General features: G+C 71.6%; 15 protein-coding genes. 8 read left to right on the top strand and 7 right to left on the bottom strand.

Features of this window, described 5'->3' with window-relative positions; all coding sequences use genetic code 11:
* The first annotated feature begins 104 nt into the window (after window positions 1–104).
* The 4 genes from valS to ACDF64_RS13030 are packed head-to-tail and all read left to right on the top strand — an operon-like array spanning window position 105 to window position 3946.
* Window positions 105–2681: a valine--tRNA ligase gene (gene valS, locus ACDF64_RS13045; protein ID WP_394551788.1), complete on the top strand. Its 2577-nt coding sequence runs from the start codon at window positions 105–107 to the stop codon at window positions 2679–2681.
* Window positions 2682–2690: 9 nt separating this feature from the next.
* Window positions 2691–3134 carry a GNAT family N-acetyltransferase gene (locus ACDF64_RS13040; RefSeq protein ID WP_394551787.1) on the top strand — a complete coding sequence of 148 codons (444 nt, stop codon included), beginning with the start codon at window positions 2691–2693 and terminating at the stop codon, window positions 3132–3134.
* On the top strand, window positions 3134–3367 hold the full coding sequence (locus ACDF64_RS13035) for a hypothetical protein (protein WP_394551786.1): 234 nt from the start codon (window positions 3134–3136) through the stop codon (window positions 3365–3367). Before ACDF64_RS13040 ends, ACDF64_RS13035 begins: the two co-directional genes overlap by 1 nt.
* A gap of 30 nt (window positions 3368–3397) precedes the next feature.
* Window positions 3398–3946 (top strand): GNAT family N-acetyltransferase, encoded by a 549-nt coding sequence (locus tag ACDF64_RS13030; protein ID WP_394551785.1) that lies wholly within the window; start codon window positions 3398–3400, stop codon window positions 3944–3946.
* A gap of 13 nt (window positions 3947–3959) precedes the next feature.
* Here ACDF64_RS13030 and ACDF64_RS13025 read toward each other — a convergent pair whose 3' ends face one another.
* The 6 genes from ACDF64_RS13025 to sufB form a co-directional block, all read right to left on the bottom strand.
* Window positions 3960–4769, bottom strand: a complete 810-nt coding sequence (locus ACDF64_RS13025) for a methyltransferase domain-containing protein (RefSeq protein WP_394551784.1) — start codon at window positions 4767–4769, stop codon at window positions 3960–3962.
* A 13-nt stretch (window positions 4770–4782) separates the two neighbouring features.
* The gene (locus ACDF64_RS13020; RefSeq protein ID WP_394551783.1) at window positions 4783–5112 is read right to left on the bottom strand and encodes a metal-sulfur cluster assembly factor; all 330 of its coding nucleotides are present in this window, start codon (window positions 5110–5112) and stop codon (window positions 4783–4785) included.
* Between the two features lie 20 nt (window positions 5113–5132).
* Window positions 5133–5930, bottom strand: coding sequence for a Fe-S cluster assembly ATPase SufC (gene sufC / locus ACDF64_RS13015; RefSeq protein WP_394551782.1), 798 nt, complete (start codon window positions 5928–5930; stop codon window positions 5133–5135).
* A gap of 67 nt (window positions 5931–5997) precedes the next feature.
* On the bottom strand, window positions 5998–6324 hold the full coding sequence (locus ACDF64_RS13010) for a non-heme iron oxygenase ferredoxin subunit (RefSeq protein ID WP_394551781.1): 327 nt from the start codon (window positions 6322–6324) through the stop codon (window positions 5998–6000).
* Between the two features lies 1 nt (window position 6325).
* On the bottom strand, window positions 6326–7528 hold the full coding sequence (gene sufD, locus ACDF64_RS13005) for a Fe-S cluster assembly protein SufD (RefSeq protein WP_394551780.1): 1203 nt from the start codon (window positions 7526–7528) through the stop codon (window positions 6326–6328).
* Between the two features lie 2 nt (window positions 7529–7530).
* The gene (gene sufB / locus ACDF64_RS13000; RefSeq protein ID WP_394551779.1) at window positions 7531–8949 is read right to left on the bottom strand and encodes a Fe-S cluster assembly protein SufB; all 1419 of its coding nucleotides are present in this window, start codon (window positions 8947–8949) and stop codon (window positions 7531–7533) included.
* Window positions 8950–9202: 253 nt separating this feature from the next.
* Between sufB and ACDF64_RS12995 the strand changes: the two genes are divergently transcribed.
* Genes ACDF64_RS12995 through ACDF64_RS12980 form a run of 4 tightly spaced genes read left to right on the top strand, consistent with a single transcriptional unit; the run spans window position 9203 to window position 11617 of the window.
* Window positions 9203–10132, top strand: coding sequence for a heme A synthase (locus ACDF64_RS12995; RefSeq protein WP_394551778.1), 930 nt, complete (start codon window positions 9203–9205; stop codon window positions 10130–10132).
* A gap of 26 nt (window positions 10133–10158) precedes the next feature.
* On the top strand, window positions 10159–10530 hold the full coding sequence (locus ACDF64_RS12990; RefSeq protein ID WP_394551777.1) for an RNA-binding S4 domain-containing protein: 372 nt from the start codon (window positions 10159–10161) through the stop codon (window positions 10528–10530).
* Between the two features lie 35 nt (window positions 10531–10565).
* Window positions 10566–10859 carry a GNAT family N-acetyltransferase gene (locus ACDF64_RS12985; protein WP_394551776.1) on the top strand — a complete coding sequence of 98 codons (294 nt, stop codon included), beginning with the start codon at window positions 10566–10568 and terminating at the stop codon, window positions 10857–10859.
* A gap of 2 nt (window positions 10860–10861) precedes the next feature.
* On the top strand, window positions 10862–11617 hold the full coding sequence (locus ACDF64_RS12980) for an NAD(P)H-hydrate epimerase (protein WP_394551775.1): 756 nt from the start codon (window positions 10862–10864) through the stop codon (window positions 11615–11617).
* 3 nt (window positions 11618–11620) lie between these two features.
* On the opposite strand, the gene ACDF64_RS12975 is transcribed toward ACDF64_RS12980, so the two are convergent.
* The gene (locus ACDF64_RS12975) at window positions 11621–12502 is read right to left on the bottom strand and encodes a hypothetical protein (protein ID WP_394551774.1); all 882 of its coding nucleotides are present in this window, start codon (window positions 12500–12502) and stop codon (window positions 11621–11623) included.
* Window positions 12503–12587: the final 85 nt, after the last annotated feature.

The following is a 12587-nucleotide window of genomic DNA, read 5'->3' as shown; positions in this document are numbered from 1 at the left end:
GCCGGTGCGTTCCGACCGGGAACGGAGCCTCCGCTAGGCTTGATCGTCGTACATTCAGGCACCTCATCACGGACCCGGTGCCGCACATACCGAACCGGAGCATCATGACCGACGCGCGCATCCCCGAGAAGCCGGCCCTCGAGGGCCTCGAAGCCAAGTGGGGCGGTGTCTGGGAGACGCAGGGCACCTACCGGTTCGACCGCGAGCACGCGACCCGGGAGTGCATCTACTCGATCGACACCCCGCCGCCCACCGCGTCGGGTTCGCTGCACATCGGCCACGTCTTCTCCTACACGCACACCGACGTCGTGGCGCGCTTCCAGCGCATGCGCGGCAAGGACGTCTTCTACCCGATGGGCTGGGACGACAACGGCCTGCCGACCGAGCGCCGCGTGCAGAACTACTACGGCGTCCGCTGCGACCCGACGCTGCCGTACGACGCCGACTTCACGCCGCCCTTCGAGGGCGGCGAAGGCAAGAGCACCAAGGCCGCCGACCAGGTGCCGATCTCGCGCCGCAACTTCATCGAGCTCTGCGAGCGCCTCACCGTGGAGGACGAGCAGCAGTTCGAGGCGCTCTGGCGCACGCTCGGCCTCTCGGTCGACTGGACCCAGACCTACCGCACCATCGGCGACGAGGCGCTGTTCACGTCGCAGCTCGCCTTCGTCCGCAACGTCGAGCGCGGCGAGGCCTACCAGGCGCTCGCGCCGACGCTGTGGGATGTCACGTTCCGCACCGCGGTCGCGCAGGCCGAGCTCGAGGACCGCGAGCAGCCCGGCCACTACCACCGGGTGTCGTTCCACCGCCCCGACGGCGGGATCATCGAGATCGAGACCAGCCGGCCCGAGCTGATCCCCGCGTGCGTCGCGCTCGTCGCGCACCCGGACGACGAGCGGTACCAGCCCCTGTTCGGCTCGACCGTCACGACGCCGGTGTTCGGCGTCGAGGTGCCGGTCCTGGCCCACCACCTCGCCCAGAAGGACAAGGGCACCGGCATCGCCATGATCTGCACGTTCGGCGACGTGACCGACGTCGTGTGGTGGCGCGAGCTGAACCTGCCCAACCGCGCGATCGTGGGCTTCGACGGCCGCATCCTCGCCGAGGCGCCCGAGGCGATCACGACCGAGGCCGGCCTCGCCGCCTACGCGCAGCTCGCGGGCAAGACCGCCTTCTCGGCGAAGCAGGCCGTGGTCGACCTGCTCCGCGAGTCCGGCGACCTGCTCGCCGACCCCAAGGCGATCACGCACCCCGTGAAGTTCTTCGAGAAGGGCGACCGCCCGCTCGAGATCGTCTCGACCCGCCAGTGGTACATCAGGAACGGCGCGCGCGACGCCGAGCTGAAGTCGCGGCTCCTCGCGATCGGCAAGGAGATCGACTGGCACCCCGACTTCATGCGGGTGCGCTACGAGAACTGGGTCGGCGGCCTCTCGGGCGACTGGCTCGTCTCGCGCCAGCGCTTCTTCGGCGTCCCGATCCCGGTCTGGTACCCGCTCGACGGCGAGGGCAGCCCCGTCTTCGACGAGCCCATCGTCGCGAACCGCGAGCTGCTGCCGGTCGACCCGTCGTCGACCGCGGCGCCCGGCTACGACGAGGCGCAGCGCGGCGAGCCGAACGGCTTCATCGGCGAGCTCGACGTCATGGACACCTGGGCGACCTCCTCGCTCACCCCGCAGCTCGCGGGCGGCTGGGAGCGCGACCCTGAGCTCTTCGACCTCGTGTTCCCGTACTCGCTCCGCCCGCAGGGCCAGGACATCATCCGCACGTGGCTGTTCTCGACCGCGCTGCGCGCCCAGCTCGAGCACGGCACGTCGCCGTGGGGAAACGCCGCGATCTCCGGCTTCATCGTCGACCCGGACCGCAAGAAGATGTCCAAGTCGAAGGGCAACGTCGTCACGCCCGCCGGCCTGCTCGAGCAGCACGGCTCGGACGCGGTGCGGTACTGGGCTGCCTCGAGCCGCCTCGGCACGGACGCCGCGTTCGACCCGCAGAACCCGACGCAGGTGAAGATCGGCCGCCGCCTCGCGATCAAGGTCCTGAACGCCGCCAAGTTCATCCTCGGCTTCCAGGGCGCGGCGGATGCCCCGGTCACCGAGGCGCTCGACCGCAGCACGCTCGCGACGCTCGCGACCGTGGTCGACCAGGCCACGCGCGCCCTCGAGTCCTACGACCACGCGCGCGCGCTCGAGGTGTCGGAGACGTTCTTCTGGACCTTCTGCGACGACTACCTCGAGCTCGTGAAGGAGCGCGCGTACGGCGAGGCGTCGCCGGCGCAGGCATCCGCGGTCGCGGCCCTGAAGACCGCGCTCACCGTGCTCCTGCGCCTGTTCGCGCCGGTCATCCCGTTCGCGGCCGAGGAGGCGTGGAGCTGGAGCACCGACGGCAGCGTGCACGTCGCCGCCTGGCCGACCGCCGATGAGCTCGCCGCCGGCGCCGGTGCGGGCCCCGAGCTCCTCGAACTCGCGGGCCTCGCGCTCACGGGCATCCGCGGCGCCAAGACGAACGCGAAGGCGTCGCAGAAGACGCCCGTGTCGCGCGCGGTGGTCGCCGGCCCTGCCGACACGATCCGCCTGCTCGCGACCGCAGCCGACGACCTCCGCGCCGTCGGACGGATCGCCGAGCTGTCCTTCGCGGAGGCCGAGACGCTCGAGGTGCGCGACGTGGAGCTCGACGCACCGCAATAAGGGGGAACCATGACGTACGAGATCCGAGCCGCCGGGGAAGAGGACTTCTTCGGCTGGCTGCCGCTGTTCGACGACTACTGCCGCTTCTACGAGCACGAGCTCGACGACGCGAAGGCGCTCATCGTCTGGAACTGGCTCCGCGACGAGGCGCATCCGCTCGACGCGGTGCTCGCGGTCGACGAGGAGGGGACGCCGATCGGACTCGCGCAGTTCCGCGCGGCGCCCGACACGCTCACGGCGACGACCGGCTACGTGCTCGACGACCTCTGGGTCCGTCCCGACCACCGGACCTCGGGCATCGGCCGCTCGCTCATCGAGCACGTGCACGGGCTCGCCGCGGCGCACGGTGGCGGCGTGACCTGGATCACGCGTCCCGACAACGAGGACGCGATCCGGCTCTACGACTCGGTCGCGCAGCGCACCGAGTGGGTCACCTACGAGATGGGCGCCTGATGCAGCTCGGCACGCGCTGGGCGTTCGGCTCCGAGCCGCCCGCTTCGGTGCCCGCCGAGGTCCGCGAGCGGATCGCGGCGGCCGAGGCCGGCCGGACCGACGGCGCCGGACGGACCTGGACGCTGACCTGGCTCGAGGGCCGGCCGATCGCCGAACTCGACGACGGCACGGTCGTGCGCGAGGCGGCCCCCGGGTATGCGACGGATGCCGCGGACGCCGACGACGAGTGGTGATCCCGAACGTGGGATGACAGGATTCGACGCATGCTGAGCGGGCGCAAGGTCGGCCTCCGGGCCCGACACGACGACGACATCCCCATCCTCAGGCGTGAGCTCTTCGACGACGTCGTGAATGCCTCCCGGGCGGACGGGCGGCCGTGGCGGCCGCTCACGCACGGCTTCAAGGATCCGCGGCTCGTCGTGGACGACTCGGACGACCGGCAGGTGCCGTTCTCGGTGGTGGCGCTGGACGGCGGCAGGCTCATCGGCTCGGCGACGCTCTGGGGCATCGACACGCACAACCGCACCGCGCACCTCGGGATCGGACTCCTGCCGGATGCCCGCGGCCAGGGCTGCGGCACCGACGCCGTCGCCGTCCTGTGCCACTACGGCTTCATCGTGCGAGGTCTCCACCGACTCCAGATCGACACGCTCGCCGACAACACGCCGATGCTCCGCTCCGCCGAACGCAACGGCTTCGTGCGCGAGGGCGTGCTGCGGTCGTCGGCGTGGGTGATGGGCGAATTCCTCGACGAGGTGATCCTCGGGCTCCTCGCCGACGACTGGCGGCAGGGATCCCGCACGCCGGACTGAACCGACCGGCCGGCTACGCCCGCGCGACGACCTCGCCGTGCGGCATGAGGAGCCAGCCGTCCGGGTCGGACGCCCAGTCGCGCCACGCCCGGGCGATCGCCTCGAGGTCGGCCCGATCGGCGTAGCGGGCGTCGATCGCGTGGAGCGCGAAGGTCGACTCGGTCGCGCGTTCGGCCCAGGCCCCGCCCCACCACTCGCGGTCCTCGGGCGACGCGAAGACCCACACGCTGCCGGTCGCGTCGACATCGGCGAAGCCGGCCGCACGCGCCCACGCCGCGAGGTGTCGACCGGCGTTCGACTCGCCGCCGTTCCACCGGTGCACGAGGTGGTAGAGCTCGAGCCAGCGCGTGAGGCCGGGCGACTCGGGACTCCAGATCACGCCGCCGTAGTCGACCTCGCGCACGGCGAGGACCCCGCCCGGCTTCAGCACGCGCCGCCATTCGCGGAGCGCGTCGACCGGTCGCGCGAGGTGCTGGAGCACCTGGTGCGCGTGGACGATGTCGAACGAGGCATCCGGGAAGTCGAGCGCGTACGCGTCGCCGACCGTGAACTCGACGTTCGGCACGCCCTCGCGCTCGGCGAGGCCCGCGGCCCGCTCGACCACGTCGGCGGCCGCGTCGAGCCCGACCACGCGACCCGGCGCGACCCTGCGTGCGAGGTCGACCGTGATCGTGCCCGGACCGCTCCCGACGTCGAGGATCGTCGCGCCCTCGCGCAGGTGCGGGATCAGGTACGCGGCGGAGTTCTCCACGGTGCGCCAGGAGTGCGTGCGCAGGACGCTCGCGTGGTGGCCGTGCGTGTACTCGTCTCGTTCCCCGGCCATCGCTCCTGCCGACTCAGATCGCGAAGCCGAGCGCGCGCATCATGTCCCGACCGTCGTCGGTGATGCGCTCGGGGCCCCACGGCGGCATCCACACCCAGTTGATGCGGAACTGCTCGACGATCCCGTCGAGCGCCTCGGCCGTCTGCTCCTCGAGCACGTCGGTGAGGGGGCATCCGGCACTCGTCAGCGTCATGTGGATGACGAGCGCATCGTGCTCGTCGTCCCAGCCGAGGTCGTAGATCAGCCCGAGGTCGACGACGTTGACGCCGAGCTCGGGGTCCACGACGTCCTTCAACGCCTCGGTGACCTCGTCGAACTTCTCGGGGGCGAGTGTGCTGACCATGGATCGAGTCTACGCCCGGCCTACTCGGCCGAGGCCTCGAGCACGGCGGCCTCGGCGTCGGCGGCCTCGGCGACGTGGTAGCGGTCGTAGCCCTCCTCCTCGAGCCGCTCGGCGAGCTCCGGGCCGCCCTGCTCGGCGATCTTGCCGGCGACGAACACGTGCACGAAGTCCGGCTTGATGTAGCGGAGGATGCGCGTGTAGTGCGTGATGAGGAGGATGCCGAGGCCCGTGTTCGCCTTGGCGCGGTTCACGCCCTCGGAGACGATCTTCAGCGCGTCGACGTCGAGGCCCGAGTCGGTCTCGTCGAGCACTGCGAAGCGCGGCTTCAGGAGCTCGAGCTGGAGGATCTCGTTGCGCTTCTTCTCGCCGCCCGAGAAGCCCTCGTTGACGTTGCGCTCGGCGAAGGCCGAGTCCATCTTGAGGTTCGTCATCGCGCCGCGGACGTCCTTCAGCCACGTGCGGATCGCGGGCGCCTCACCCTCGATCGCGGTCTTCGCGGTGCGGAGGAAGTTCGTGACGGTGACGCCGGGGATCTCGACCGGGTACTGCATCGCGAGGAACAGGCCCGCGCGCGCACGCTCGTCGACCGACATCTCGAGCACGTTCTCGCCGTCGAGGAGGATCTCGCCCTCGACGACGGAGTACTTCGGGTGGCCGGCGATCGTGTAGGCGAGGGTCGACTTGCCGGACCCGTTCGGGCCCATGATGGCGTGGATCTCGCCCTCGTTGATGACGAGGTCGACGCCGCGGAGGATCTCGCGGGTGCCCTGGTCGGTCTCGACGTTGACGTGCAGGTTCTTGATCTCGAGCACGGACATGATCTGGGGGTTCTCTTTTCGATCGGGGATCGGCCCTCGGGCCGGGAAGTGATGGGGCCTGGCCGTGCTAGACGGCCAGGGTGACCGTCGGGTCGATGAGGACGTCGCCGCCCTGCACCTCGACCTGGTAGACGGGGACCGGCTCGTAGGCCGGGAGGGTGAGCGGCTTGCCGGTCTTCAGCGAGAACTTCGACCCGTGCGCCCAGCACTCGAGCGTGTCGTCCTCGACGAATCCCTCGGCGAGGGAGATGTCACCGTGGGTGCACGTGTCGCCGATGGCGAACACCGCGCCCGCGGAATCCTTCACGACGGCGATCGGGGTGCCCTCGACGACGAACTTCGAGGCCTGGTTCTCGACGAGGTCCTCGACCCCGCACACGCGAACGGATGCCACGTCAGGCCCCCTGCAGCTCGGCCTCGAGGGCCTCGATCAGGTGCGCCTCGAGCTCGGCCGATCCGATCTGCTGCACGATCTCGGTGAGGAAGCCGCGGACGACGAGTCGGCGCGCCTCCTCCTCGGTGATGCCGCGGGCCATGAGGTAGAAGAGCTGCTCGTCGTCGAAGCGACCGGTCGCCGACGCGTGGCCGGCGCCCGCGATGTCGCCCGTCTCGATCTCGAGGTTGGGGACCGAGTCCGCGCGCGTCCCGTCGGTCAGCACGAGGTTGCGGTTCTGCTCGTACGAGTCGGTGCCGACCGCCGAGTTGCCGATCAGGACGTCGCCGATCCAGACGCTGCGCGCGCCCTGGCCCTGGAGCGCGCCCTTGTACGTCACGCGCGAGCGCGTGTTCGGTGCGTCGTGGTGGACGAAGACCTGCTGCTCGAGGTGCTGGCCGGCGTCGGCGAAGTAGAGGCCGAACGCCTCGACGTCGCCGCCCTGCTCGGCGAGGTGCGTCGACGGGTTCACCCGGACGACCTTGCCGCCGAGCGAGACGACGATGTGCTTGAGCTTCGCGTCGCGGCCGATCCGCGCGAACTGGCTCGAGAGGTGCACCGAGTCGTCGGTCCACTCCTGGAGCGAGACGACCGTGAGGTTCGCGCCCTCGCCGACCAGGATCTCGACGTTCTCGGTGAGGCGCGCGTCGCCCGTGCCGCGGAGCACGACGAGGCCGCGGCTGTTCGGGGCCGCCTCGATGATCGTGTGCGCCGCGCGCGGCGCGGTGCCGAGCCCGGTTCGCGTGACGGTGACGAGCTTGTCGTCCTCGCCGCCGACCGCGATGAGCAGTGCCTCGCCGAAGCTCGACCAGGCGTTCGCGCTCGCGCGCTCCTCGGGGATGCCCGCGGCGCCGATCCGGGCGTCGTCGCGGCCGATCCAGGAGATCTCGACGCCGGATGCCTCGGTCGCTTCGATGCCGGGGCGCGAGCCGTCGAGCTCGCCCGCGGTCAGGTCGGCGAAGACGGCGACGGGCGAGAGCTTCCACTCGTGCTCACGGCCCGTGACCGGTGCGAAGTCCGCGACGTCGACGGACCGGAACCGCTCGGATCGGGTCTGGACGGGCACGAACGAGCCGGCGCCGTCGGAGTGGGCGCGGAGGCCGTGCTGACCCTCGGTGGCCAGGGCAGATGAAGGCAGGGCTGTGCTCTGCAGGGGGGCGGTCACGTTCAGCCCACCGATCCTTCCATGCCCATCTCGATGAGCTTGTTGAGTTCCATCGCGTACTCCATGGGCAGCTCGCGCGCGATCGGCTCGATGAAGCCGCGCACGATCATGGCCATCGCCTCGTCCTCGGGGATGCCGCGCGCCATGAGGTAGAAGAGTTGCTCCTCGCTGACCTTCGAGACCGTGGCCTCGTGGCCGAGCTGCACGTCGTCGACGCGGATGTCGATCGCCGGGTAGGTGTCGCTGCGCGAGATCGTGTCGACCAGGAGCGCGTCGCAGCGGACGGTGTTCGCCGAGTGGTGCGCGTTCGCGTCGACGCGGACCTCGCCGCGGTAGCCCGCGCGACCGCCGCCGCGCGCGATCGACTTCGAGACGATCGAGGACTGCGTGTACGGCGCCATGTGGATCATCTTCGCGCCGGCGTCCTGGTGCTGCCCCGGGCCCGCGAACGCGACCGAGAGGGTCTCGCCCTTGGCGCGCTCGCCCACCAGGAAGATGGACGGGTACTTCATGGTGACCTTGGAACCGATGTTGCCGTCGATCCACTCCATGGTGGCGCCCTCGTGGGCGATGGCGCGCTTGGTGACCAGGTTGTAGACGTTGTTCGACCAGTTCTGGATCGTCGTGTACCGCACGCGGGCGTTCTTCTTCACGATGATCTCGACGACGGCCGAGTGGAGCGAGTCGCTCTTGTAGATCGGGGCCGTGCAGCCCTCGATGTAGTGGACGTAGCTGTCCTCGTCCGCGATGATCAGGGTCCGCTCGAACTGGCCCATGTTCTCGGTGTTGATCCGGAAGTAGGCCTGCAGCGGGATCTCGACGTGCACGCCCTTCGGGACGTAGACGAACGAGCCGCCCGACCAGACGGCCGTGTTCAGCGCGGCGAACTTGTTGTCGCCGGCGGGGATGACGGTGCCGAAGTACTCCTCGAAGATCTCGGGGTGCTCCCGCAGCGCGGTGTCGGTGTCGAGGAAGATGACGCCCTGCGCCTCGAGGTCCTCGCGGATCTGGTGGTAGACCACCTCGGACTCGTACTGCGCGGCGACCCCCGCGACGAGGCGCTGGCGCTCGGCCTCGGGGATGCCGAGGCGCTCGTAGGTGTTGCGGATGTCCTCGGGCAGGTCCTCCCAGGTCTGGGCCTGCTTCTCCGTCGAGCGGACGAAGTACTTGATGTTGTCGAAGTCGATCTCCGACAGGTCGGCGCCCCACGTGGGCATCGGCTTGCGCTCGAACAACTGCAGGGCGCGGAGGCGGCGCTGGAGCATCCACTCGGGCTCGTTCTTGAGCCCGGAGATCCCGGCGACCACCTCCTCCGACAGGCCGCGGCGTGCGGATGCACCGGCGGCGTCGGAGTCGGCCCAGCCGAATTCGTACGTGCCGAGCCCCTCGAGCTCGGGGCGATCGATCAGGACGTCCGTCATGCTTCCTCTTTCTCCTCCCAGGCGACCGGATGTCATTCCGGCTCATCGTCCGGGTGCGAGGCGAGGTTCGGGCTCGCGTCGGACGACGAATGTGCGGGCGGCTCCACTGCGAACCTAGACTGGTCGGCGGATCCGGTGACCACGAGTCTCCGCGTCCGACGGATTCGCCAACAGTCAAGTCTACAGGGTCGCTGGCGCCGTCGCCCGGACCCCCGGTGACACCCCCGAAGCGACCCGGATCGGGAATACGAGCGTGAACCGCTTCATCGCCTGGCTGCCGACGCGCGTCGACGGCCGCATCCGCCTCTTCGCGTGGCTCTCCTTCCTCGCGGAGACGGTCATCATCGCGACCGGCGGAGCGGTGCGACTCACGGGCTCGGGCCTCGGATGCCCCACCTGGCCGACCTGCACGGCCGAGTCGCTCGTCCCGACCGAGGAGCTGAGCTACCACTCGCTGATCGAGTTCGGCAACCGCATGATGACCGGCGTCGTCGGCATCGTGGCCGTCATCCTGCTCGTGCTCGTCTGGCGCCTGCGGCGCGAGCGGCGCGACCTCTGGACCCTCGCGCTCATCGTGGTGCTCGGCATCGTCGCGCAGGCCATCGTGGGCGGCATCACGGTGTGGACCGGCCTCAACCCGTTCATCGTCGGGTTCCACTACGTCTCCTCGCTCCTGCTCGTGTGCGTGACCGCCGCGTTCCTCGCCCGGCTCGACGCCGTGCCCGGTCCGCGCGAGCGCGCGGTGCCCGCGTGGTACGCGGGGCTCACGCACCTCACGAGCGCCGTGCTCGCGCTCACGATCGTGTTCGGGGTCCTCACGACGGGCGCGGGTCCCCACTCGGGCGACGCCGCCGCCGGACGCAACGGGTTCGACGCCGAGCTCCTCGAGCACGTCCACGCGTGGCCGGGGTACGCGCTGCTCGCGCTCACGATCGTGCTCGCGATCGGCGCGTGGCGCCTACGGCTCCCGACCCTGCGCTGGTCGCTCCTGCTGCTCGCGGTCGAGCTCGTCCAGATCGCCGTCGGCCTCTACCAGGCACGCAACGGCCTGCCGCCCGTGCTCGTCGGGATCCACATGGTCCTCGCCGCGCTGTCCGCGGCGACGATGACGGTCCTGATCCTCCACCTGAAGCGGAGCGTCGCGGCCGAGCGCCCGGTCGAGGCGGCCGCCGCCGCGGCGTGAGCCGCCCGCCGTCCTAGGCTGTCGCCATGCCCGACGACGCCCCGGTGCGCATCGACGCCTGGCTCTGGGCGGTGCGCCAGTACAAGACCCGTTCGGCCGCGACCGCGGCGTGCCGGGCCGGGCACGTCCGCGTGAACGGCGAACGCGCGAAGGCGGCGCAGCAGGTGCGGCCCGGCGACGAGGTCCGCGTGCGGGTCGCCGGCTTCGACCGCCGACTCGTCGTGCGGCGCACGATCGTGAAGCGCGTGTCCGCCGCGCTCGCCGCGACCGCGGCCGAGGACCTGACGCCTCCCCCGCCGCCGCGCGAGGCGGTGCCCGCCGTGGTCGTGCGCGACCGCGGCGCCGGACGTCCGACGAAGCGCGAACGGCGCGATCTCGACCGGCTCCGGGGCCGCTGAGGCGCCGCGACCGGTCCGGGGGCTAGCCTGAGGCGGTGCACAAGGAGTTCAGCCACGAACCCGACGGCCGCCGCTACGTGCTTCGCGTGAACGGCGAGATCGCGAGCGTCCTCGACTACCGCGTGCTCGGCGACGCGGTCTCGTTCAGCCGGACCTTCACGAATCCGACGTACCGCGGCAGCGGCCTCGCCGGCGACCTCGTCGCCTTCGCGGCCGACGACGTCGAACGGACCACGAGCCTGCGGATCGTGCCGAGCTGCTGGTACGTCGGCCAGTGGTTCGACCGGCACCCCGACCGAGCCCACCTGCTCGACCCGAGGACGACCTGACGGTGGTCGCGGGCTACTCCGCCGCGCAGGTGCGCGCCGCCGAGGCGCCGCACCTCGCCGCGGGCGAGCCGCTCATGCTGCGCGCCGCGGCGGCGCTCGCGGCGGTGATCCGCGCCGAGCTCGTCGCGGCCGGCAGGCCCCGCGGGCCCGTGCTCCTGCTCGTCGGCGCGGGCGACAACGGCGGGGACGCGCTGTTCGCGGGCGCCGCGCTCGCGGCCGACGGCGTCGAGGTGCTCGCCGCGCCGACGGGCCCGCGCCGCCACGCGGAGGGCGACGCCGCCGGGCGCGTGGCCGGGGTCGTCTTCCTGGAGCCCGACGAGACCGAGCCCGAGGAGGTCGGTGCGATCGCGGCCGGCTCGGCGGTCGTCGTGGACGGGATCCTCGGCACGGGGACGAGCGCGTCGCCCGCGCTGCGCGGCCCGGCGCGCGAGCTCGTCGCCGCGGTGCTCGCCTCGATCGCCGGGCACGCCGGACGGGCCGGGCACGCCGGACGATCCGAGCGCTCCGATCGCGGCCCGGGCGGGGCATCCGCTCGCCCGATCGTGGTCGCCGTCGACCTGCCGAGCGGGATCCAGCCGGATGACGGCACGGTGCCCGACCCGATCGTCCTCCGCGCCGACGTCACGGTCACGTTCGGCGCGGTCAAGGCCGGGATGCTGCTCGAGCCGGCCGCGGAGTACGCGGGCCGGCTCGAGCTCGTCGACCTCGGGCTCGGGCCCGAGCTGGCGACGATGGTCCCGCTCGTCGAGCGGGCGTGAGGGTCAGTACCAGTTCATCGACTGCGAGTGGCCCCAGGCCGAGCACGGCGTGCCGTAGGCGCGCGCGATGTAGTCCAGGCCCCACGAGATCTGCGTGGTCGCGTTGGTCGCCCAGTCGGCGCCGGCGGACGCCATCTTCGAGCCGGGCAGCGACTGCGGGATGCCGGTCGCGCCGCTCGAGGCGTTGTACGCGGCGTAGTTCCAGCCGGACTCCTTCTGCCACAGGTTGTCGAGGCACTGGAACTGGCTGTCGCCCCAGCCGCGTGCGGCGGCCAGCTCGCGGGCGGTGCCGCGGGCGCCGTCGGGCGTGTTGGCGCGTGCCTGCGCCTCAGCCGCGGCGGCGGCGGCCTCGGCGGCCTTCTGCGCCTGGATGCGGTCGTACTCCTCGGCCGCCGCGCGGACCGTGCCGGCCTCGGCCTGCGTCTGCTTCGTCAGGTCGATGACCTGCTCGGTCGGGAGCGTGCGGTACTCGCTGAGCGAGGCCACCGAGGCGGCGAGGGCCGTCGAGTCGACCTTGCCGCTCGCGGCGGCGAGGGTGTCGGTGGCGACGCCGAGGGTGTCCTCGGCGTGGCTGATGGCCTTCGCCTCGGCGACGGTCGAGTAGGCCGCGAGCTGGTCCGCGTGCAGGCCGGTCGCGTTGGTGACGGCGGCGGTCGCGGCGGCCCGCTCGTTCGCCTGGACGGCGGACTGGATCGTGAAGCCGCTGCCGACCACGAGCACGGTCGCGGCGATCGCGCCGGCGACGATGATGCGCCGGCGACCGAGGGCCTGCAGGCGGTTCGCGCGCCGGGTGCCGGACTCGGCTGCCTCGGGGGCGGCGGTCTCGGCGGGGGCGGTGCGGTCGGGGGTGGAGGTGCGGGAAGAGCTGGTGCTGGTGTTGCGCATGGGGAAGGGGGTGCTCGGAACAATCAGGTCGGGTTGCCCCTCCGAGCCGGGGCTTCGGGCAACGGCGAGCCACTCTGCCCCCCGA

Origin of the sequence: Agromyces sp. MMS24-JH15, assembly GCF_043518605.1 — a bacterium.
Classification (GTDB): Bacteria; Actinomycetota; Actinomycetes; order Actinomycetales; family Microbacteriaceae; genus Agromyces.
Note: the sequence above shows the minus strand (reverse complement) of the source record. Positions and strands in the feature narration are given on the sequence as shown.

What these genes read in the sequence shown, in the direction of transcription:
- ACDF64_RS13035 (WP_394551786.1), top strand. Translation starts at nt 3,134, where the DNA reads ATGCAGCTCGGCACGCGCTGGGCGTTCGGCTCCGAGCCGCCCGCTTCG.
- ACDF64_RS13025 (WP_394551784.1), bottom strand. Translation starts at nt 4,769, where the DNA reads ATGGCCGGGGAACGAGACGAGTACACGCACGGCCACCACGCGAGCGTC.
- ACDF64_RS13040 (WP_394551787.1), top strand. Translation starts at nt 2,691, where the DNA reads ATGACGTACGAGATCCGAGCCGCCGGGGAAGAGGACTTCTTCGGCTGG.
- ACDF64_RS12990 (WP_394551777.1), top strand. Translation starts at nt 10,159, where the DNA reads ATGCCCGACGACGCCCCGGTGCGCATCGACGCCTGGCTCTGGGCGGTG.
- ACDF64_RS12975 (WP_394551774.1), bottom strand. Translation starts at nt 12,502, where the DNA reads ATGCGCAACACCAGCACCAGCTCTTCCCGCACCTCCACCCCCGACCGC.
- valS (WP_394551788.1), top strand. Translation starts at nt 105, where the DNA reads ATGACCGACGCGCGCATCCCCGAGAAGCCGGCCCTCGAGGGCCTCGAA.
- ACDF64_RS13030 (WP_394551785.1), top strand. Translation starts at nt 3,398, where the DNA reads ATGCTGAGCGGGCGCAAGGTCGGCCTCCGGGCCCGACACGACGACGAC.
- sufC (WP_394551782.1), bottom strand. Translation starts at nt 5,930, where the DNA reads ATGTCCGTGCTCGAGATCAAGAACCTGCACGTCAACGTCGAGACCGAC.
- sufB (WP_394551779.1), bottom strand. Translation starts at nt 8,949, where the DNA reads ATGACGGACGTCCTGATCGATCGCCCCGAGCTCGAGGGGCTCGGCACG.
- ACDF64_RS13020 (WP_394551783.1), bottom strand. Translation starts at nt 5,112, where the DNA reads ATGGTCAGCACACTCGCCCCCGAGAAGTTCGACGAGGTCACCGAGGCG.